The 20,575-nt window shown below is 39.8% G+C and carries 18 protein-coding genes and 2 riboswitches; of the genes, 15 read left to right on the forward strand and 3 right to left on the reverse strand.

The window, feature by feature from the left end:
• Nucleotides 1-61: 61 nt before the first annotated feature.
• From NSQ59_RS02560 to NSQ59_RS02595, 8 genes are all read left to right on the forward strand, one after another.
• Nucleotides 62-757 carry a response regulator transcription factor gene (locus NSQ59_RS02560; RefSeq protein ID WP_340833123.1) on the forward strand — a complete coding sequence of 232 codons (696 nt, stop codon included), beginning with the start codon at nt 62-64 and terminating at the stop codon, nt 755-757.
• Nucleotides 747-1,862: a sensor histidine kinase gene (locus NSQ59_RS02565; protein WP_340828978.1), complete on the forward strand. Its 1,116-nt coding sequence runs from the start codon at nt 747-749 to the stop codon at nt 1,860-1,862. Before NSQ59_RS02560 ends, NSQ59_RS02565 begins: the two co-directional genes overlap by 11 nt.
• 144 nt (nt 1,863-2,006) lie before the next feature.
• Nucleotides 2,007-2,900 carry a D-alanyl-D-alanine carboxypeptidase family protein gene (locus NSQ59_RS02570; protein ID WP_235950530.1) on the forward strand — a complete coding sequence of 298 codons (894 nt, stop codon included), beginning with the start codon at nt 2,007-2,009 and terminating at the stop codon, nt 2,898-2,900.
• A gap of 154 nt (nt 2,901-3,054) precedes the next feature.
• Nucleotides 3,055-3,453: a hypothetical protein gene (locus tag NSQ59_RS02575; protein ID WP_340828981.1), complete on the forward strand. Its 399-nt coding sequence runs from the start codon at nt 3,055-3,057 to the stop codon at nt 3,451-3,453.
• Between the two features lie 81 nt (nt 3,454-3,534).
• Nucleotides 3,535-3,650: riboswitch (SAM riboswitch) on the forward strand.
• A 171-nt stretch (nt 3,651-3,821) separates the two neighbouring features.
• Nucleotides 3,822-4,838 (forward strand): methionine ABC transporter ATP-binding protein, encoded by a 1,017-nt coding sequence (locus NSQ59_RS02580; RefSeq protein ID WP_340828983.1) that lies wholly within the window; start codon nt 3,822-3,824, stop codon nt 4,836-4,838.
• A complete protein-coding gene (locus tag NSQ59_RS02585; protein WP_340828985.1) occupies nt 4,828-5,496 on the forward strand; it encodes a methionine ABC transporter permease in 669 nt (222 codons plus the stop codon). Before NSQ59_RS02580 ends, NSQ59_RS02585 begins: the two co-directional genes overlap by 11 nt.
• Nucleotides 5,493-6,344, forward strand: a complete 852-nt coding sequence (locus tag NSQ59_RS02590; RefSeq protein WP_340828987.1) for a MetQ/NlpA family ABC transporter substrate-binding protein — start codon at nt 5,493-5,495, stop codon at nt 6,342-6,344. The genes NSQ59_RS02585 and NSQ59_RS02590 overlap by 4 nt, the downstream gene beginning before the upstream one ends.
• 56 nt (nt 6,345-6,400) lie before the next feature.
• Nucleotides 6,401-7,591 (forward strand): M20 family metallopeptidase, encoded by a 1,191-nt coding sequence (locus tag NSQ59_RS02595; protein WP_340828990.1) that lies wholly within the window; start codon nt 6,401-6,403, stop codon nt 7,589-7,591.
• Nucleotides 7,592-8,267: 676 nt separating this feature from the next.
• Here the strand turns inward: NSQ59_RS02595 and NSQ59_RS02600 are convergent.
• Nucleotides 8,268-8,726, reverse strand: coding sequence for a DinB family protein (locus tag NSQ59_RS02600; RefSeq protein ID WP_340828993.1), 459 nt, complete (start codon nt 8,724-8,726; stop codon nt 8,268-8,270).
• 56 nt (nt 8,727-8,782) lie between these two features.
• Complete coding sequence (gene fosB, locus NSQ59_RS02605) at nt 8,783-9,199, reverse strand: metallothiol transferase FosB (protein WP_055738117.1); 417 nt, start codon at nt 9,197-9,199, stop codon at nt 8,783-8,785.
• Between the two features lie 147 nt (nt 9,200-9,346).
• Between fosB and NSQ59_RS02610 the strand changes: the two genes are divergently transcribed.
• Nucleotides 9,347-10,309: an LCP family protein gene (locus NSQ59_RS02610; RefSeq protein WP_055738118.1), complete on the forward strand. Its 963-nt coding sequence runs from the start codon at nt 9,347-9,349 to the stop codon at nt 10,307-10,309.
• A 98-nt stretch (nt 10,310-10,407) separates the two neighbouring features.
• Here the strand turns inward: NSQ59_RS02610 and NSQ59_RS02615 are convergent, their stop codons facing one another.
• Entirely contained in the window at nt 10,408-10,854 is a 447-nt protein-coding gene (locus tag NSQ59_RS02615; RefSeq protein WP_126647299.1) for a hypothetical protein, read from the reverse strand.
• A gap of 204 nt (nt 10,855-11,058) precedes the next feature.
• Here NSQ59_RS02615 and NSQ59_RS02620 point away from each other — a divergent pair, with 204 nt between their 5' ends.
• The 6 genes from NSQ59_RS02620 to metH all read left to right on the forward strand — a co-directional run bounded on the left by NSQ59_RS02620 (nt 11,059) and on the right by metH (nt 20,503).
• Nucleotides 11,059-11,943 carry an SDR family oxidoreductase gene (locus NSQ59_RS02620; RefSeq protein ID WP_437177094.1) on the forward strand — a complete coding sequence of 295 codons (885 nt, stop codon included), beginning with the start codon at nt 11,059-11,061 and terminating at the stop codon, nt 11,941-11,943.
• A gap of 106 nt (nt 11,944-12,049) precedes the next feature.
• Nucleotides 12,050-12,634 carry a TetR/AcrR family transcriptional regulator gene (locus tag NSQ59_RS02625; RefSeq protein ID WP_055738121.1) on the forward strand — a complete coding sequence of 195 codons (585 nt, stop codon included), beginning with the start codon at nt 12,050-12,052 and terminating at the stop codon, nt 12,632-12,634.
• Between the two features lie 111 nt (nt 12,635-12,745).
• Nucleotides 12,746-12,855, forward strand: a riboswitch (SAM riboswitch).
• Nucleotides 12,856-12,933: 78 nt separating this feature from the next.
• On the forward strand, nt 12,934-14,055 hold the full coding sequence (locus NSQ59_RS02630; protein ID WP_340828997.1) for a methionine biosynthesis PLP-dependent protein: 1,122 nt from the start codon (nt 12,934-12,936) through the stop codon (nt 14,053-14,055).
• 50 nt (nt 14,056-14,105) lie between these two features.
• Nucleotides 14,106-15,230, forward strand: a complete 1,125-nt coding sequence (gene metC / locus NSQ59_RS02635; RefSeq protein WP_340833124.1) for a cystathionine beta-lyase — start codon at nt 14,106-14,108, stop codon at nt 15,228-15,230.
• 13 nt (nt 15,231-15,243) lie between these two features.
• Complete coding sequence (locus NSQ59_RS02640; RefSeq protein ID WP_340828998.1) at nt 15,244-17,088, forward strand: bifunctional homocysteine S-methyltransferase/methylenetetrahydrofolate reductase; 1,845 nt, start codon at nt 15,244-15,246, stop codon at nt 17,086-17,088.
• Nucleotides 17,069-20,503 (forward strand): methionine synthase, encoded by a 3,435-nt coding sequence (metH, locus tag NSQ59_RS02645; RefSeq protein WP_340828999.1) that lies wholly within the window; start codon nt 17,069-17,071, stop codon nt 20,501-20,503. Before NSQ59_RS02640 ends, metH begins: the two co-directional genes overlap by 20 nt.
• Nucleotides 20,504-20,575 lie beyond the last annotated feature (72 nt).

Here is a 20,575-nt window from a genome sequence, read left to right on the forward strand (position 1 = left end):
TATGGAGATAATGGGAATGAAATGGTAGTCTAGATATAAAATAGTATAATTATATTGGGTGATAAACGTGAAAAATATATTAGTTGTAGATGATGAAAAGGAAATTGTAAACCTAGTATCTATTTATTTGCAAAATGATGGATTTACCGTTTTTAAGGCATATGACGGTGAGGAAGCTTTAGATATGTTTGCACAAAAGAAAATTGATTTGATCATTTTAGATTTAATGATGCCGAAATTGGACGGGATGGAGGTTTGTCGAAGACTAAGAGAAACGAATACCGTTCCAATCTTGATGCTGAGTGCAAAAGCAGAGGATATGGACAAGGTGCTTGGATTGATGACGGGTGCAGATGATTATATGATTAAGCCTTTTAATCCATTGGAATTAATTGCAAGGGTAAAATCATTACTTCGCCGTTCCTATCAATTCAAACAAGTGGAGCAGGAGGAGCAAAGCGACCTTTTAAATATTAATTCATTAGAAATTAATAGAGCTTCCCATACGGTACTTCATAATGGGAAACCAATTACACTTACGTCAAAGGAATTTGAAATTCTTTACTTACTTGCAAGTAATCGAAGCAGAGTTTTTAGTACGGAGGAAATATTTGAAAGAGTTTGGGAAGAGAAATACTTTGCCTCTAATAATACCGTCATGGTTCATATCAGCAATCTCCGGGAAAAATTAGAGAAGGAGCTGGGGTATAAGCTGATTAAAACAGTTTGGGGAGTAGGGTATAAAATTGAAGAATAGATTTCTTGCCAGAATCCAATTAAGGATTTTAACGCTGATTGCATTAAGTGCACTTTTATCCGCAGCTGTTACTTTTGGACTTTTATTTCTCGCCTACATCCTAAGAGCTACGCATTTTCTCTCATACTCTGTCTTATTAAGGCTGTATTATTTAAATAATTTCCTTGGACTTCATAAAATTTTATATATGGTATGCGGCATTCTATTTTTGATTTTTATTCTGGTTTTAAGCAGAAAGTGGGCAAAGAATTTTGACCAAATCTTAGATGGAACATCCAAAATTTCACAAGGAGATTTTCATTTTCATGTTCCGGTTTATTCGAAAAATGAGCTCGGGGATATTGCCCAGAACTTGAACAGTATATCCTCTCAATTGCAGAAATCCATTAAGGAGGAACGGAAAGCTGTTCAGGCAAAAAACGAACTAATTACAAATGTTTCTCATGATTTGCGAACACCATTAACATCCATTATGGGATATCTAAGGCTCATTGAGGAGGATCGATATAATGATGAGGTCGAGCTCCGTTACTATGTGTCCATTGCCTTTGATAAGGCAATAAGATTAGATCGAATGGTGAGCGATTTATTTGAGTATACTCGTGTAAACTTTGGTACCATCCAGCTCGAGTATGCAAGGATTGATTTAGTTCAGCTCTTATCCCAAGTTTCGGCGCAATTTTTGCCGCAGCTGGAAGAACGACAAATGGAAATTCAATTAAAAAGTGAATTTGAGAGTATTTTTATTGAAGCAGATGGAGATAAATTGGTAAGAGTGTTCGAAAATTTAATTTCAAATGGACTGAAATACGGAAAAGAAGGAAAATGCATTGATATAAGGGTTGGAAAAGAAAAAAACATGGTAGTTGCAGAAGTAGTGAATTACGGGAATCCCATACCAGAGGAGGATTTGCCGTTTATATTTGAACGGTTTTATAGGGTGGAAAAATCCCGTTCCATTGATACAGGTGGATCCGGGCTCGGTTTAGCAATCACGAAAAGCATCGTGGAGCTCCACAATGGAACGATTGAGGCAACAAGCAACAAGAATGAAACCAATTTTAAAATTATGCTTCCAATGGAGAGATTGCCGAATAGCAGGTAATCTCTTTCTGTCTTAAAGGATGGCTTTTTTCAAACCTTCACATCATTAGCTTTTTTTAAGCTTTTCTTTAGAAATCCTTACACGGCATTTAAGTAATTTCCGTTAAAGTTAATATGGGAAAATTTTCAGGGGAGTGAAAGGGATTTGAAGAAGATCTTTGTCCTTATAGCGGTCATAGGAGGTATATTTCTATTTCAGCATTTTGATATGGGAAAAAACATGAAGTTGAATTTCATCCATTCCAATTCAGAAAATCTGCCGATCCAAGGGGAAGCAGGAGTGCTGATGGATGAGGATAACGGGAATATTTTATTTGCAAAAAATGAAAATAAACGCCTTTATCCTGCTAGCACCACGAAAATCCTAACTGCGTTGGTTGCGCTTGATAAAGGAAATCTGAATGATCTGGTGCGGGTGGGGGATGAAGTTTCCTTAAGAACTACTGATGAAAGCTCAGCCGGTCTAAAACGAGGTGATGTGATTCCATTAAAGGTTCTTTTGCGAGCAATGCTTCTTCCATCCGGAAATGATGCTGCAAGAACGATTGCTATTTATATCGCCAAGAAAGATAGTGGGAAACCGAATATGAGTCCAGAGGAAGGGATTCACTATTTTGCAGGGTTAATGAACGAGAAGGCGAAGGAAATTGGGGCAACCCACTCGAATTTTGTAAATCCTCATGGGCTTCACGATCCAAATCATTATTCTACTGCAAAGGATTTGGCTATCATTGCAAGAGAGGCAAGAAAAAATCAAGTCTTCCGTGAAATTGTCAGTGAGGAAACCTACAAGGATTCCTTTTTCACCTTTTACAATCGAAACGAACTTGTAAACCGAGGCAGTGACAACTTCTTTCAAGGAGCAGATGGAATTAAAACAGGTTTTACCGATCAGGCGGGACATTGCTTAGTGTCATCCGCGACAAGAGATGGGAAAAACCTTATATCTGTAGTGCTGCATTCAAGCAAGGAAGGGGTTTATAAGGATTCGACTGCCATGCTGAATTATGGATTTCAGCGGGAATATGCGAGTAAATAGATAGAAAAAGGTTAAAAGAACAAGCGGATGTTCTTTTAACCTTTTTTAGTTAATTTTATATAATTTGTAAGTAGTAAATTAAAGTAAATTTAGAATTACGTGAATACTAATGTTATTATATGAATGTTCATAAGCTGTCTTTAGGGGGTGGATTATGTTATTACTTATTGGTGTAGCGGCAGGCATTGTAATATCAGTAATTGGGTCTCTTTTCATTGGAATGATACCTTATTTGTGGTTTCCGGATTTATTTAAGCTATCCATTGTCCAATCTATTTTAGTTTATTTATTCATTACTTTTAAAGTTAAACCGATTATCCCGGGCTCAAAGCTCTGGATATATAGCTTTTTTTCCTCGCTTTTTATTATTCTAATAGGTTTTTTAATTAATGATCGAAATATATTCATAGATCCTAGTTCTTATAATATTGACGATATCATCAAATGGGTGATCATATATTCCATTGGTGGGGCAATAATTGCATCTCCATTAAGCTATGCCATCATTAAGTCAATCTCCCACTTAAAGCAAAAATTATTAATTAAACCGTAAGTTTCAAAAAACTCTTGACTTATTTTAAAAATCGCAATATTATTAGTCTTGCAAGTTCAAAAATTAAATAAAAAACGCTATTACTTATCCAGAGAGGTGGAGGGACTGGCCCGATGAAACCTCGGCAACGGGTTTGCTATTTTTGCAAATACCGTGCTAATTCCTGCAAATCGAGAAATCGATTTGAAAGATAAGAAGTAGAACGGCTTATTATATAAACCCTTCTTCTTATCTTTATATGGATAAGAGGAAGGGTTTTTTGGTTTTTCAAAGGGGAAACTCATGAAAATAGGCCGTCAAATTAATTCTAAAACCAAGTTATCTCATCAGTTTACTTGATTAAAATTCACTTAGGAGGGAATGACAACTTGATTGAAATTAAAAATGTCTCAAAGGTTTATCCAGGGAAGCCGCCGATTCATGCATTAAAAGATATTAATTTGACAATCGATAAAGGATCCATCTTTGGGATCATTGGTTTTTCAGGGGCTGGAAAAAGTACTTTAATCAGATGCCTAAATAGATTGGAAGAACCGACAGAGGGGACAATCCATCTTAATGGATTGGACTTGATGTCATTAAATGAAAAGGAGCTGCGTAAAACCCGCAGGAAAATCGGTATGATTTTTCAGCATTTTAATTTACTTTCTGCTAAAACGGTCTTTGATAACATTGCCATGCCGCTATATTTGGAAGGCAAAAAGAAGAAAGATGTTCAGGCAAAAGTAAAAGAATTGATTGAATTCGTTGGTCTTACTGGGAAAGAAAATGTTTATCCTGGCCATCTGTCTGGCGGGCAAAAGCAGCGTGTCGGTATAGCAAGAGCATTGGTCACCGATCCGGATTTATTGCTTTGTGATGAGGCCACGTCCGCTCTCGATCCTGAAACAACAAAGAATGTTTTGGAGCTTTTGCGCAAAGTAAACAAATCATATAACCTCACGATTGTTTTAATCACTCATGAGATGAGTGTTATTCGAGATTTGTGTGACAAGGTAGCGGTTATTGATAATGGCGAAATCGTAGAGGAAGGGACAGTATATGAAGTATTTACCAATCCACAAAAAACGATTACTCGCAACTTTGTTAATACGGTGTTGCAAAATGAAGTTCCGCCTAGTCTTTCCAAAACACTTTCAAGCGGCAAGTTTTATCGACTTGTCTTCTTGGGTGACAGAGCAGCAAATCCATTATTATCGGAGGTTTCCAAGAAATTTGATATTCACTTAAATATTCTGTACGGGTCCATAACAGAGCTGCAGGATAGACCATATGGAAACTTGTTTGTTGCACTGGAAGGATCACAGGAAGAGAGTAGAAAGGCTATTCAATTTATTTTAGAAAATGGTATAGAGGTGAAGGAGGTTTTACCACATGGAGCTTAATTGGGAGTTTTTCTGGCCGCAGTTTTTGCAGGCGTGCCAAGAAACGTTTCTGACGGTGCTCGGTTCCTTCATTTTTGGAACCATCATCGGATTGCCATTAGGCATTATCTTAGTTGTGACTAGACCGGGGCACATTATGGAAAATAAAGCAGTCTTTACTGTTTTGAATACGATTATCAATATTGTCCGATCCGTTCCGTTCATCATTTTGCTAGTTGCAATTATTCCTTTTACAAGGCTCATAACGGGAACTTCAATCGGAGTAGCAGCCGCAATTGTCCCTTTATCGATTTTTGTTGGACCTTATTTAGCTAGATTAATAGAAAATTCGATGCTGGAGGTAGATAAAGGGGTGCTGGAAACGGCATATGCAATGGGGGCTACGAAATTTCAAATTATCACGAAATTTATCCTTCCTGAAGCCATACCATCTTTAATTCTTTCGTTTACCACTGCGACGATTGGTCTAATCGGATCAACGGCAGCAGCTGGTGCCGTTGGTGCAGGCGGGTTGGGAGACTTAGCAATTACATATGGATATCAACGATTTATCACTATTGTTATTGTGATTACCGTTGTATTGCTTGTCGTTATAGTTCAACTAATTCAAAGTTTAGGAAATTCATGGTCAAGATATGTGAGGAGGAAAAGAGGATGAAAAAGTTTTTTGTTATTTTTGCAGCATTAGTTTTAACCGTTTCTGTATTATCAGCATGTGGATCTAGTTCCGCATCATCAAGTAATGGAAAAACACGTACGATTAAAATTGGCATCAATGGTGATGACAGTGATCTTTGGAGAATTATTCAAAAACAAGTGAAAGGTGACGGCATTAAGTTAAAAATTATTTCTTTTTCTGATTATGTTCAACCAAATACAGCATTAAATGATGGAAGCCTTGATTTAAATGCATTTCAAACAATCACCTACATGAATCAGTTTAAGAAAGATCATAACTTGGATATCGCAGCAATTGGATCAACCGTTATTGCACCAATGGGACTTTACTCAAATAAATACAAAAATTTAAGCGATATACCAAATGGAGCAACTATTACGATTCCAAATGATGTAACAAACGCAGGCCGTGCCCTTAAACTTTTACAATCTGCAAAGCTAATCAAACTAGTAGATAACTTTGACCCTAAAGGAACCATTGATCAAATTAAAGAAAATCCAAAACACTTAGTAATTAAACCGATTGCCGCTGGACAAACAGCAAGATCATTAGACGATGTTGCCGGAGCTGTGATTAACAATGGTTTTGCCGTACAGGCAGGATTGGATCCATCAAAAGATCCGCTTTATAAAGAAGATCCAAATGATAAAGCAGCAATGCCTTATATCAATGTCATTGCAGCACGTACAAAGGATAAAAACGATAAAGACTTTTTGAAAATTGTAAAGGCATACCAGTCAAAAGAACTACATGATTACATTATCAAACGTGATAAAGGGGCTACCGTACCTGTTACTATTTCGGTTGATAAAATTAAGAATCTATAAATCATTTAAAGAGCCCCAACTAGTTTGGGGCTAAATAATAGAAGGGAGAGCTTGACATGACTGTTAAGGTAGAAACACAAAGAGAGCAAATTGTGAAAAGTATTGAGGATTCTAAGGAAGTATATATCGATGCAAGTCATCGTATCCACGAAAATCCGGAAATCGGAAACCAAGAGTTTTTTGCGTCCGAAACATTGACAGGGATTCTTGAAAAAGCAGGTTTTGAGGTTACTAGAAATGTTGCAGGGCATGAAACAGGGTTTGTTGCGAGAAAATCATCCTCCAAACCTGGTCCAAAAATTGCCTATTTAGCAGAATATGATGCTCTTCCTGGTCTTGGTCATGCATGTGGCCATAATATCATTGGAACAACAAGTGTCGCGGCAGGTATTGCGTTGGCAGGAGTAATTGAAGAAACTGGTGGAGAAGTAGTTGTATTTGGTACACCGGCAGAAGAAGGAGGCCCAAACGGAAGTGCAAAAGGCAGCTTTGTGAAACACGGATTGCTGGAGGGGATTGACGCGGCATTAATGGCACATCCAAGTGGAAAAACAGGATTATCCAGTCCATCATTGGCAGTAGATCCATTGGATTTCCATTTTTACGGAAAAGCTGCACATGCAGCGGGTGCCCCGGAAAAAGGGATCAATGCTCTAGATGCTGTTATTCAATTATTTAATGGTATCAATGCACTTCGTCAACAATTATCAACAGATGTACGGATTCATGGAATTATTACTCATGGTGGCGATGCCCCCAACATTATCCCTGAACATGCTTCCGCAAGATTTTTCATCCGCGCAAATACATGGAAGCATACGGAAGAAGTTTCAGGTAAAATCCGTAACATTGCGGAAGGTGCTGCACTGGCAACCGGAAGTACAGTGAAGATTGAAAGATTCCAAAATGAAGTACATGATTTCATTATTAATCATTCATTAGATGAAATAGTAGGGGAAGAATTAGCGCTGCTGGGAGAGTCAGTGGAAGGAAAAGATGGTGGAATTGGCTCAACGGATGCAGGGAATGTCAGCCATGTTGTTCCAACTTCCCACTCCTATATCAAAATCGGACCGGACAATCTAGTTGCCCATACAAATGAATTTCGAGAAGCGGCTGGATCCAAACAAGGAGAACATGCCTTACTAACAGCAGCAAAAGCATTAGCTCTTACCGGATATCGTCTGTTAACAGATAAGGAATTATTAGAAAAAGTTCAGAAAGAATTTCAAGAGGCAGATAAGTAAAGATTAGTGAATGGCCCTGGTCTCAATGGAGGCTGCCGGGTGATAGTCATGCACAACATTAGTTAGAAAAGCAGTTGAAGTTTCCTATAAGAATGCTCTATGGTGCCAAAAGGACAAAAGGAGAAAGGCAGTCAAAGTGTCCTTCCATAATTGCGATGAAGGACAAAATAAAGTAGAATAACCACTCAAGTGTCCTTCACAAAGTCGATGAAGGACACGATTCCATTGCAATCCCCAAGGAATGTCCTTCACAAAGTCGATGAAGGACACAATTCCATTGCAATCCCCAAGGAATGTCCTTCACAAAGTCGATGAAGGACACGATTCCATTGCAATCCCCAAGGAATGTCCTTCACAAAGTCGATGAAGGACACAATTCCATTGCAATCCCCAAGGAATGTCCTTCACAAAGTCGATGAAGGACACGATTCCATTGCAACCCCCAAGGAATGTCCTTCACAAAGTCGATGAAGGACACGATTCCATTGCAATCCCCAAGGAATGTCCTTCACAAAGTCGATGAAGGACACGATTCCATTGCAACCCCCAAGGAATGTCCTTCACAAAGTCGATGAAGGACACGATTCCATTGCAATCCCCAAGGAATGTCCTTCACAAAAAAGTGAAGGACATTCTCAATCCCTAATCCGGAACAATTACTTCTCAATCCCAAATTCTACAGAAACCTCTTCATCAACTTAATCGTTTCCGCGTGCATTCCTTCATGATAAATAGTACGGACAAGAACTTGGGCGATTGTATGCATTCCGAGCTCTGTTGGTGCAAATTCTTCCTCTAAACGGTTTCCGTATAGTTCACGAATTACTTTAGGCTGTTCAGCCAACAACTTTTTTAGCTGATCTAAACGCGGAGGAGCAGTTTTCCAATCTGCCGGTTTTGTCCCAAAGCCAAACCACTCTTGAAAGCCCTCGGGAATCGGAATTGGTTCTTTTGTTACAGCTTTAATCCAAAGGTATTGGTCCAAATAGATATGCCCTAAATTCCAACGAATATTGTTGTTGAATCCTTTAGGCACAATATCAGCCTGCTCTTCAGTAATATTTTTTAAAAGTCCAAGTGTCCATTCTCTGAATGATTCTAGTTGATTAAATAAGATTTCATCTCTTTGTAACATAACCCTATCCTCCGACTCCTGATAAATCTGAATATTTCCACTTATATATTACCATTTTAAGTATAAAAATTCATATGTTTTTTTTCTTCCTTATAATAAGTTAATCTATCTTCCAAAGTCCCTGTGTGTAGTTCAAACTTATGTCCATCCGGGTCGGTAAAATAAATGGATTTGCGATCCTTTTCATCACGATTTCTTCCAGGAAGAATATTCACTTTTAAGTTTTGAAATTTCGACAAAAAATGTTCGTATTCTTGTTCCTCTATCGAAAAGGCGATATGGGTATAGGAATAGTGGATGTCATTCCGGGGGATATCTTTTTCCTCGTTAAGTGCTAACCATATCCCGTTAAGGTCAAAATACGCGGTGGTATTCCCTTTTACAAGCAATTTTGCATCAAAAACCTTCTCGTAAAAATCGATAGAATTCTCCAAATTTGATACAGAAAATAACAGGTGATTTATCCCTTTCATATCATGCACATCCTCTTAAGGTAACTTTCTCCTATTATATCAGCAGAAATTGGAGGGGTGACAAATTTCGGTTTTTCATTGATAATAGAAAGGTCACCAAAAATTGTATAGATAAGAATAAATCTATCTTCAAAGTTGAGGGATACTATGGTTACAAGACTTGATAAAAAAACAAGAAGGAAAAAAAGAAGAAGAAGAATTCTCCTCTTGTTATTTTTTGTGATTATTATAGCAGCAGTGATATATGTTGCTTTTCAATATTATTCAGGTATCAAACAAGCAGGTAATGACGGAATTAAAAAAGAAAAAATAGTGTTTCATGGTGAAAAGGACGCCAATGGAAAGGTAAACTTTTTATTGCTTGGAATCGATCAGCGCAAGAATGAAAAGTCCCGTACGGATTCCATGATGGTTGCACAATATGATCCAAAGAATAAAAAGGTGAAGCTTATCTCTTTGATGAGGGATATGTTTGTCGAAATTCCGGGATATAAAAATTATAAGTTGAATACAGCATACTTCCTAGGAGGACCGGAATTACTGCGAAAAACGATTAAACAGAATTTTGGTCTAGATGTTCAGTATTATGTAATGGTGAATTTTAAAGGATTTGAAAAAATTGTCGATACACTCGCACCTGATGGCATTGAAATTAATGTGAAAAAAGAAATGTCAAAAAATATTGGTGTTACATTACATCCAGGTCTTCAAAAGCTGCACGGTAAAGAATTATTAGGGTATGCAAGGTTTAGACATGATGCTCAAGGTGATTTTGGCCGTGTAGAACGCCAGCAAGAGGTTCTTCAAGCTATAAAGGATGAAGTTCTAAGTGTAAATGGATTTACAAAAGCACCTAAGTTATTAGGAACAATCCAGCCTTATATTCAAACGAATATGGATACCAGTGATGCGATTGCGTTAGCTAGTGAGTTTTTACTAAAACGTCCGAAAAATATCGATACTTTAACAGTGCCAGTTCAAGGTGCTTACCAAAATGGATATGTATCCTATGATGGTGCTGTTTTGGAAATTGATAAAGAGAAAAACCAGCAAGCGATTAATAATTTTTTGAATGATAATAGCAGTACAGTCAACAGCTCAAATCCATAAACAAAAAGCTAGTCTTCTAAAAAAGAGGACTAGCTTTTTTGATTCCTTTATAATGTCTATTAATCTTTAAAATGTTTCGATCATCATAACGGCCATAGTTATATGGTTTTCAGATCATCTAACAATAATTTTCGATCTGCTTCTTTTTTTATATGTTCACTTGCTTGGGTGGCAAGCATTTTATAATGATGTACTTCTTCTATATTCCCAGCGATCATATATGCACGGGCTAATGCCTCATAAGCAAATGCAAGATCGAAGTCCCCAATTTGGTTTTCAAGGCATATTTCTAAATTTCTTTTTGCATGGTAAAGTGCAGGCTCAGCTCGCTTAAGGATGGAATACACTCTGGATATTTGCCATTCACCTCTAGAAAGGTTAACCGGTTCCCCAATTATTCCCCAATGAAAACGGGATGTATGCGCCATATGTATCATTGTATCATCTTCCATTTTGGTGCGATTTTCCTTTTCGATTAAATCCCATGTTTGATTGAAATTGTCAATCGCCAATTTTTTATGTATGTCTTTCGTAATAGCAGTCATGGATAAAGTCTTCCTTTCTGGTTTAATACATATAAATTCTTTGAAATGCTCTGTTTTTCCTTGTTTCGAAAAGAATCTCACTCATTTTCAGATTATTAATAATTTTTATAAAAACTATATTGACAATTAAAATAATGCAACATAAAATAAAATCAAATAAATGAATGATTCATTCATTCACGATAACTTAGGAGGATGGTTAAAATGGAAAAAAGATGGACTGTAAAAGGAAAGTACATTATTATAACTGGGGCTACTAGCGGTATAGGGTTGGCTACGGCTAAGGAGCTAGTCAAGCGCGGTGCAAATTTAGGAATTATCGCACGAAATCAAGTTAAGGCAAATGAATTGGCAACGCAATTAAAAAATGTGTCGGGAGGAAAGACGGTGGTAGATGTGTTTTTAGCTGACATGTCTTCTCAAGAATCAATCAGACAGGTAGCAAAAGAGATTTTGTCAAAGTGCCCGAAAATTGATATTCTCATTAATAATGCTGGAGCAATGTTTGATCGACGTCAAGAAAGTGTCGATGGGATGGAGATGACGTGGGCAGTTAATCATTTAGGACCATTTCTTTTGACAACACTTCTCTTGGAAAGATTAAAGGAAAATGGTAACGCCCGTATCATTACCACTGCCTCTCACGGCCACAAAATGGTGAAGAAAGGAATAGACTTTGATGATATACATGCTAAAAGCTTATATTCTTTTCCAAAAATGCTTTTCGGCGGACCTACTATCAGGTATGGCGAGACGAAGCTTGCCAACATCTTATTTACTACAGAATTAGCTAAACGGTTAGAAGGAACAGGGGTTACAGCACACTGCTTCGACCCGGGGCTTGTTGCAACAAATTTTAATCAAAATAATGGCTTATTGGCTCGGTTAACAATGGCAGGAATGAAGCCTTTTTCCCGCAGTCCGGAAAAAGGTGCCGAAACATTAGTATGGCTTGCAGATACAGATGATATTTCAGAGGATAACGGCGGTTATTATGCGGATATGAAAAAAATTCTTCCATCAGTACCGGCTCAAAATCTGGAGGCAGCAAAGCGTCTGTGGGAAATCAGCCAAGAACAAGTTGGTTAACCTCAGCTTTTGTTAACGAAAGCCTTATAAACATCCTTATTTCAATTAAGAATGAATAAGCTTCAATACAGCCTAAATACACAATAGATGGGAGTGTACTTTTAAAATGACGTTAAAAGAACAGGATTATGCCCAAGATGAAAGAAGAGAAGAGATTAAGCGCGCTGCCTTGAAAGTATTTGCCCGCAAAGGAATTTCGGGAACAAAAATGAGTATGATTGCAGCAGAAGCAGGAATTAGTCAAGGGTTGTCCTACCGTTATTTCAGCTCTAAAGAAGAGCTTTTCAGCTTGCTTGTTCAGGAAGCATTGGAAGAAGCGCAGACAGCAATAGCGAATATCGGAAACCTTCCCGGAACACCGTTTGAACAGCTAAAAGCATTGACTAAAAATATGCTGGAGGAAAATCACAAACAATATTTCTTGCTCATACAGCAGGCGCATACATCCGATGAGACGCCTGTCAAGGTAAAGCAGCTTCTAGATCAATTCTCTTCAAAGGACACAATTGAGCAATTAATCCCAATATTTGTTAAAGGTCAGGAGATGGGGGAATTTTGTGAAGGGGATCCTCATCGGATCTTGTTCCTCTATCTTTCTGTTATCAGCGGTCTGATGATTCAAGACGTTTATACAGATGAAAACTATTGGGTAAACGAAATCGATAGCCTGATGAAGATTTTATCAAAATAATATATTTCGCTTTACCACTATTTTAAAAAGATTTTACTTGATAAAAGCAAATTATTGTTGTAAATTGTTAATTAAGTTGGTAAATTTCTGAATAATAACTAAATACTAAAAATCTTATCAAGAGAGGTAGAGGGACTGGCCCGATGACGCCTCAGCAACCGTCAATTTTTATTGAAATGGTGCTAATTCCAGCAGGTATTTTTTTGCCTGAAAGATAAGAAGAATGTTAGGGCATTTTCGAGGACTTCTTCTTATGGAGGTCCTTTTTATTTTGTATTCAACAAATAGGAGGATATTTCATGACAAATCATCATATTCATACAGAGCTTGTACAAATTGGAAACCGCAGTGAACAGGTAACAGGCGCGGTGAATCCGCCTGTTTACTTTTCAACCGCTTATCGCCACGCGGGAATCGGACTTTCCACGGGCTATGATTATTCCCGTACGAAAAATCCGACCCGTGCGCTTTTGGAGGATAGCTTTGCCAAACTGGAGGAAGGGAAGCAAGGATTTGCTTGCAGTTCAGGAATGGCTGCTATTCAACTCGTATTATCCCTCTTTCGCCAAAATGAAGAGATTATTGCTTCCGATGATTTATACGGTGGAACCTATCGCTTGCTTCAACAATACTCGGAAAGCTACGGAATTCGTACACATTTTATCGATTTAAATGATACGGCTAAGCTTAAGGCAGCGATAACAGAGAAAACTAAAGCAATCTTAGTAGAAACACCAACTAATCCTTTAATGATTGAAACGGATATTTCGGCTATTGCTGCGGTTGCAGAAAAAAATGATCTGCTGCTGATTGTTGATAATACTTTTTTAACCCCGTACTTACAAAAACCAATAACACTTGGAGCAGATATTGTCCTTCACAGTGCAACCAAATATATAGGCGGTCATAATGATGTGCTTGCCGGACTTGTTGTGGCGAAAGATACTGCTATTTGTGAAAAGCTTAGTGCCTACCATAATGGGGCTGGTGCTGTTTTGTCACCATTTGATTCCTGGCTGTTAATTCGCGGTTTAAAAACCTTGAGTATAAGAATGGAACGCCATCAGGAAAATGCGAAAAAATTAGTTGAGTTTTTACAAGAATGTCCTGAGGTTGAAAGTGTTCTTTATCCAAATAAAGGTGGAATGGTGTCCTTTCGTTTGCAAAAAGCAGAATGGGTTCCGGCTTTTTTAAAGAGTTTACAGTTGATTACTTTTGCAGAAAGCTTAGGCGGTGTGGAGAGCTTCATTACCTATCCGGCTACGCAAACACATGCTGATATTCCGGAAGAAGTACGTATTAAGCGTGGTGTATGCAACAGGCTGCTGCGTTTTTCAGTAGGGATTGAACATGCAGATGATTTAATTAGTGATTTAGAGCAGGCATTTGCGAAAATTCGGCAGGAGGAGTTGGTGCTGTAATGGGTATTCATCATGCATTTGATACAAAGCTAGTTCACAGGTGAGGATATATTGATGGGGTAACGGGGGCAGTGAACCCGCCTATTCATTATTCATCCACCTTCCATCAATCATCCTTTAATCAATTTGGCGAGTTCGATTATAGCCGTTCGGGAAACCCGACTCGGAAAATACTGGAGGAGACAATTGCTGATTTAGAAGGAGGAACAGCAGGCTTTGCTTTTTCGTCTGGAATGGCTGCCATTTCATCCGCTTTTATGCTTCTTTCCGCAGGGGATCATGTTCTCATATCCCAGGATGTATATGGCGGAACATACAGAATCGTTACAGAGGTTTTAACGAGATTTCAAATAGAACATACCTTTGTCGATATGACCGATTTGGATCAAGTGGCACAGGGCATCCGGCCGAATACAAAGGTTTTATATGTAGAAACTCCTTCAAATCCGCTTTTGCATATTACCGATCTGAAAGGTGTTATAAAAATAGCGAAAGCAAACGGTTGTTTAGTGTTTGTTGATAATACTTTCATGACTCCGTTTCTTCAAAGGCCATTAGACCTTGGCGCTGACATTGTCCTTCATAGTGCTACGAAATTTTTATCAGGTCACAGTGATGTTGTGGCTGGTCTCGCAGTTGTAAAGAACGATGACCTTGCTAAAAAGGTTGGGTTTATTCAAAATGCGTTCGGGTCTGTATTAGGGGTGCAGGATTGCTGGTTGTTATTAAGAGGAATGAAAACATTGAGTGTCAGGCTTCAGCAGTCCTCCAAGACTGCCGAACAAATTGCTACTTTTCTAGTGAAACACCCGCTTATCGAGGAAGTATTTTATCCAGGATTAACCTCTCACCCAGGATACGCTATTCACCATTCACAGGCGAAAGGAGCAGGTGCTGTCCTTTCGTTTCGCTTGCCTGACAGGGAATGTACAAAAGCATTTGTCGAGAATGTTCGGATTCCTGTTTTCGCAGTAAGTTTGGGGGCGGTGGAATCAATCCTTTCCTATCCGGCAACCATGTCTCATGCTGCAATGCCAAAGCAGGAACGGGAAAGAAGGGGAATTACAGATGGTGTTCTCCGGTTATCTGTCGGTCTTGAGCATGTAGATGATTTACTGGAGGATTTCGAACAATCGCTGCAGAAAGCAATTCGTTTTGCTGCAACCATTAAATAAAAGGAGTGAAGGCATGAACTTATTAGATAGACTAAAGAACTCTATTTTAGTTGCGGATGGTGCCATGGGAACGCTTCTCTACTCCTACGGAAAAGATACATGCTACGAGGAATTTAATTTATCCCATAGCGAGGATATTTTTAATATTCATCAAGCATATATACAGGCGGGTGCACAGGTTATCCAAACAAATACCTATGGTGCTAATTACTATAAATTAAGCCAGTATGGTCTGGAGGAGCAGGTAAAAGCCATCAATATAGAAGCGGTCCGGATTGTCAAGCAGGCTGCGAACAAAGATACTTATATACTCGGTTCAATGGGAGGATACCGCGGTTTTCGCAAGGCAGACATCACTCTTGCCGAGATTAAGCGCAGTTTTCGGGAACAGCTTTATCATCTTCTCCATGAAGGGGTCGATGGGATATTGCTCGAAACCTATTATGATGCGGAGGAGCTTTTTGCAGTTGTGGAAATTGCGAAGGAGGAAGCGGATGTACCGGTTATTGCGCAATTTTCCTTATTAGAACCAGAGGTTTTGCAAAATGGAACATATGTGAAAGACGGACTACGGCGGTTAGAAGAGCTTGGGGCGGATGTGGTCGGATTGAATTGCCGATTAGGACCTCATCATATGATCCAATCCTTTGAGCAGATACCCTTGCCTAACAGGGCATTTTTATCGGCATATCCAAATGCAAGTCTGCTAGATTACGAGGATGGCAGGTATGTCTTTACAAAAAATGCTGAGTACTTTAAGAGTTGTTCCGTACGGCTTGTGGAACAGGGGATACGCCTGATAGGGGGCTGCTGCGGTACAACGCCGGAGCATATTAAGGCAATTGCGGAGGGAGTCCGCGGGCTGCAGCCTATTAAGGAAAAAACGGTGAAACCGATTCGCCCAAAGATTGAAGTCCTCGCTTCCCATGTAGATCAGGAACCTCCGCTGCATGAGATTGTGAAAGAACGGACATCGATTATTGTGGAACTTGATACACCAAAGCATTTACAGACAGAAGCTTTTTTTACCGGGGCTAACCGTTTAAAGGAAGCGGGTATTGATGCTTTAACAATGGCCGATAACTCACTTGCCTCACCGCGTATTAGCAATGTCGCTATGGCAACGATTCTGAAGGAGCAGCATCATATTCGCCCGCTTGTTCATATTACTTGCCGGGATCGTAACTTAATTGGACTCCAATCCCATTTGATGGGGCTGGATGCTCTGGGGATAAATCAGGTTTTAGCGGTGACGGGGGATCCTTCAAAAATTGGCGATTTTCCGGGTGCAACGTCTGTCTATGACTTATCTTCCATGGATCTGATTGCCATGATGAAGCAATTTAACGAAGGAATTTCCTATTCCGGAAAGTCTTTAGGAAAAAAAACTTCCTTTTCTGTGGCAGCTGCTTTTAATCCAAATGTGCGTAATTTGGATCGTGCAGTTGCTCGGTTAGAGAAAAAAGTTCGGAGCGGTGCAGATTATTTTATTACCCAGCCGCTTTTTAATGAACAGCAAATAGAAGAGGTATATAAGGCAACCAGACATTTGAAGGTGCCGATTTACATTGGCATCATGCCTTTAACAAGCTATCGCAATGCGAGTTTCCTTCATCATGAGGTTCCGGGTATAACGTTAACAGAGCAAATTTTAGATGTGATGGAAAGAGTAAAGGACGACCCAGTTCAGGCAACGAAGGAAAGCTTAGCAATTTCGAAGGCATTGGTTGATGTAGCGATGAAATATTTTAATGGCATTTATTTGATTACACCATTTACTCGCTATGATTTAACGGTGGATTGTGTAAATTATGTACACGAAAAGGAGAAACTGGTCCATGGCACTAACGTTATTTGAACAACAGCTGAAGAAAAAAATTCTTATATTAGATGGTGCGATGGGGACCATGATTCAAGCGAAGCAGTTGATAGCTGAAGACTTTGGCGGGGAAGAGTATGAAGGCTGTAACGAGTACTTAACGATTACTGCCCCGGATGTTATCGGCGATATTCACCGAGCATATTTACAGGCAGGTGCTGATGTGATTGAAACCAATACATTTGGTGCGACAAGTATTGTCCTTGATGAATATGGCCTTGGTCATTTAGCGGAGGAAATAAATTTTAAGGCTGCCCGATTGGCGAAACAAGCGGCGGATAAATTTTCCACGCAGAAATGGCCGCGGTTTGTTGCCGGTTCAATGGGACCAACGACAAAAACGTTATCTGTTACGGGCGGAGCAACCTTTGACCAGCTGAGGCAGGCTTATTATGAGCAGACGAAAGGATTAGTTCGAGGTGGTGCAGATGTTCTTTTACTGGAAACATCACAGGATCTGTTGAATGTAAAGTCTGCATACTTAGGAATTTGTGCTGCTTTGGAAGAATTGGGTGTGAAAGTTCCGCTGATGATCTCCGGTACGATTGAACCGATGGGAACGACACTTGCAGGGCAAAGCATTGAAGCTTTTTATATCTCCGTGGAACATATGAATCCCGTAGCGGTCGGATTGAACTGTGCGACAGGTCCAGAGTTTATGTCTGATCATATTCGTGCATTATCCGGCTTAGCGACAACCGCTGTAAGCTGCTATCCGAATGCGGGTCTTCCTGATGAAGAGGGACATTATCATGAATCACCGGAATCGTTATCTGCAAAGATTCGCGGATTTGCAGAAAAGGGCTGGCTAAATGTTGCGGGCGGATGTTGTGGGACAACACCTGAACATATAAAAGCACTGGCAGAAGCGTTAAAGGATGTAGTACCAAGAATTCCAAATGAGGAGCACCCACATGCAGTTTCCGGAATTGAGCCATTCATTTATGAAGATGAAAGTGTGCGGCCGCTATTTGTAGGGGAACGAACAAATGTGATTGGGTCACGGAAATTCAAAGGATTGATTGCGGAAGGCAAATATGAAGAAGCGAGCGAAATTGCCCGTGCCCAGGTGAAAAATGGAGCACATATTATTGATATCTGTTTGGCGGATCCCGACCGTGAAGAAATCGAGGATATGGAGGAATTCATCCAACAGGTTGTGAAAAAAGTAAAAGTTCCTTTAATGATAGATTCGACAGATGAAGCAGTAATCGAAAAGGCATTTACCTACTGCCAGGGGAAAAATATTATTAACTCTATTAATCTCGAAAATGGGGAAGAACGATTTGAAAAAGTAACCCCGCTTATTCATCAATTCGGCGGTGCAGTCGTCGTTGGTACCATTGACGAGGCTGGAATGGGAGTAACGGCTGAGAGGAAGCTGGAAATCGCATTGCGGTCCTATGATTTACTAGTTACTAAATATGGGATTCACCCAAGCGATATTATTTTTGATCCGCTTGTTTTTCCTGCTGGAACAGGGGATGAACAATATTTTTGTGCGGCAAAGGAAACAGTGGAGGGGATTCGTCTCATTAAAGAAAGGCTTCCTAAGTGCCAAACCATTTTAGGAGTAAGCAATGTTTCTTTTGGTTTACCTCCTGCAGGGCGCGAAGTATTAAATTCTGTATTTTTGTATCACTGTACGAAAGCTGGACTGGACTATGCCATCGTGAATACCGAAAAGCTTGAGCGTTTTGCCTCAATTCCAGAGGAAGAAGTACGCATGGCGGAGCGGTTATTATTTGAAACGAGTGATGATGCGCTAGCGGTTTTTACGGAATTTTACCGCGGGAAGAAGAAAGAGAAGAAGGTAGCGGTTGAAACTTTGAGTCTAGCGGAGCGCCTGGCAAGTTATGTCGTGGAAGGCACAAAGGAAGGCTTACTGGAGGATTTGCAACAGGCACTTGAGGAGTATCCTTCCCCTTTGGCAATAATTAATGGTCCGTTAATGGATGGGATGGCGGAGGTTGGGCGGCTATTTAATGACAACCAGTTGATTGTCGCTGAGGTTTTACAAAGTGCAGAAGTCATGAAAACATCCGTCTCCTTTTTAGAGCCTTTTATGGAAAAAAGCGTGGAGTCAAGTTCGAAGGGAAAGGTTATCCTTGCAACGGTAAAAGGGGATGTGCACGATATCGGGAAAAACCTAGTCGATATCATTTTATCTAATAATGGTTATGATGTAGTGGATCTTGGAATTAAGGTGGCACCGGCTGATTTAATTGAAGCGGTTAGAAGAGAGAAGCCGGATGTGGTTGGATTGTCCGGATTGCTTGTCAAATCCGCACAGCAAATGGTCCTGACAGCACAGGATTTACGGGAGGCCGGGATTGACCTTCCAATTTTAGTCGGGGGAGCGGCACTTTCGAGGAAGTTTACTACTAATAAAATTGCCTATAATGGACTTGTTGTGTATGCGAAGGATGCGATGGATGGGCTATCCTTAGCGAATCGTGTATTGAATGCGGATGAGCGCGAGGTTTTGGTGGAGGAACAAAGGGAGCGGCAATTAAAGCAGGCGGAAATTGAGCATAAGGTGACGAGGCCGGAACGGAAAATAGCGGTGCGTTCGCCAATTTCGACGGATGGTCCTGTATTTGTCCCAGCTGATTTAAAGGAGCATATTTTACGGAATTATTCGGTTGCACATATTGAACCTTATGTGAATATGCAGATGCTATTTGGACATCATTTAGGATTGAAAGGAAAAGTTGCAAGGCTTTTGGAGGAGCAAGATGAAAAAGCGGTGAAATTGAAGGAGCAAGTAGATGAGTTGCTGATGAAGGCAAAATCAGATCGCTTGCTGGAACCATCCGCATTATATCGGTTTTTCCCGGCTCAATCGGATGGGGATGATGTGATAATTTATGACCATGAGAATCCTGGTGTGGAAATAGAGCGGTTTACCTTCCCACGCCAAGAGCAAGCTCCGTATCTGTGTTTGGCTGATTATTTGAAGTCAGTGGATAGTGGAGTGATGGATTATGTCGGAATGTTTGCGGTTGTGGCCGGAAAAAATATCCGCGAATTTGCTTCTGTATTGAAAAAACAAGGTGATTACTTACAAAGCCATGCATTGCAAGCGTTGGCTTTAGAGCTTGCGGAAGGCTTTGCCGAAAGAGTCCATCAACTGATGCGTGATCAGTGGGGATTCCCTGATGCACCTGACTTTACCATGCAGCAGCGCTTCGCCGCGAAATACCAAGGTCAGCGGTTCTCGTTTGGTTATCCGGCATGCCCGAATTTAGAGGACCAGGCAAAGCTATTTAAGTTATTGCAGCCAGAGAAGATTGGTCTGCATTTAACGGAAGGCTTTATGATGGAACCAGAGGCAGCAGTGACGGCGATTGTATTTGCACATCCGGAAGCGAGGTATTTTAATGTATTATAGATGTCGTTATCGGTTTGACTCCCCTTTTTGAAAGGGGGCGGTTTAACCCCTTAATTTTGGACACTTACTTTG

It is taken from the genome of Margalitia sp. FSL K6-0131 (assembly GCF_038008735.1).
In the GTDB taxonomy this organism is placed as follows: Bacteria; Bacillota; Bacilli; order Bacillales; family Bacillaceae_C; genus Margalitia; species Margalitia shackletonii.

Bases quoted from the DNA above. Each gene is read 5' to 3' on its own strand.
- NSQ59_RS02595 (WP_340828990.1), top strand. From the start codon at position 6,401: ATGACTGTTAAGGTAGAAACACAAAGAGAGCAAATTGTGAAAAGTATT.
- NSQ59_RS02625 (WP_055738121.1), top strand. From the start codon at position 12,050: ATGACGTTAAAAGAACAGGATTATGCCCAAGATGAAAGAAGAGAAGAG.
- metH (WP_340828999.1), top strand. From the start codon at position 17,069: ATGGCACTAACGTTATTTGAACAACAGCTGAAGAAAAAAATTCTTATA.
- NSQ59_RS02610 (WP_055738118.1), top strand. From the start codon at position 9,347: ATGGTTACAAGACTTGATAAAAAAACAAGAAGGAAAAAAAGAAGAAGA.
- NSQ59_RS02630 (WP_340828997.1), top strand. From the start codon at position 12,934: ATGACAAATCATCATATTCATACAGAGCTTGTACAAATTGGAAACCGC.
- NSQ59_RS02590 (WP_340828987.1), top strand. From the start codon at position 5,493: ATGAAAAAGTTTTTTGTTATTTTTGCAGCATTAGTTTTAACCGTTTCT.
- NSQ59_RS02640 (WP_340828998.1), top strand. From the start codon at position 15,244: ATGAACTTATTAGATAGACTAAAGAACTCTATTTTAGTTGCGGATGGT.
- NSQ59_RS02575 (WP_340828981.1), top strand. From the start codon at position 3,055: ATGTTATTACTTATTGGTGTAGCGGCAGGCATTGTAATATCAGTAATT.
- NSQ59_RS02600 (WP_340828993.1), bottom strand. From the start codon at position 8,726: ATGTTACAAAGAGATGAAATCTTATTTAATCAACTAGAATCATTCAGA.
- NSQ59_RS02585 (WP_340828985.1), top strand. From the start codon at position 4,828: ATGGAGCTTAATTGGGAGTTTTTCTGGCCGCAGTTTTTGCAGGCGTGC.
- NSQ59_RS02620 (WP_437177094.1), top strand. From the start codon at position 11,059: ATGGAAAAAAGATGGACTGTAAAAGGAAAGTACATTATTATAACTGGG.
- fosB (WP_055738117.1), bottom strand. From the start codon at position 9,199: ATGAAAGGGATAAATCACCTGTTATTTTCTGTATCAAATTTGGAGAAT.
- NSQ59_RS02615 (WP_126647299.1), bottom strand. From the start codon at position 10,854: ATGACTGCTATTACGAAAGACATACATAAAAAATTGGCGATTGACAAT.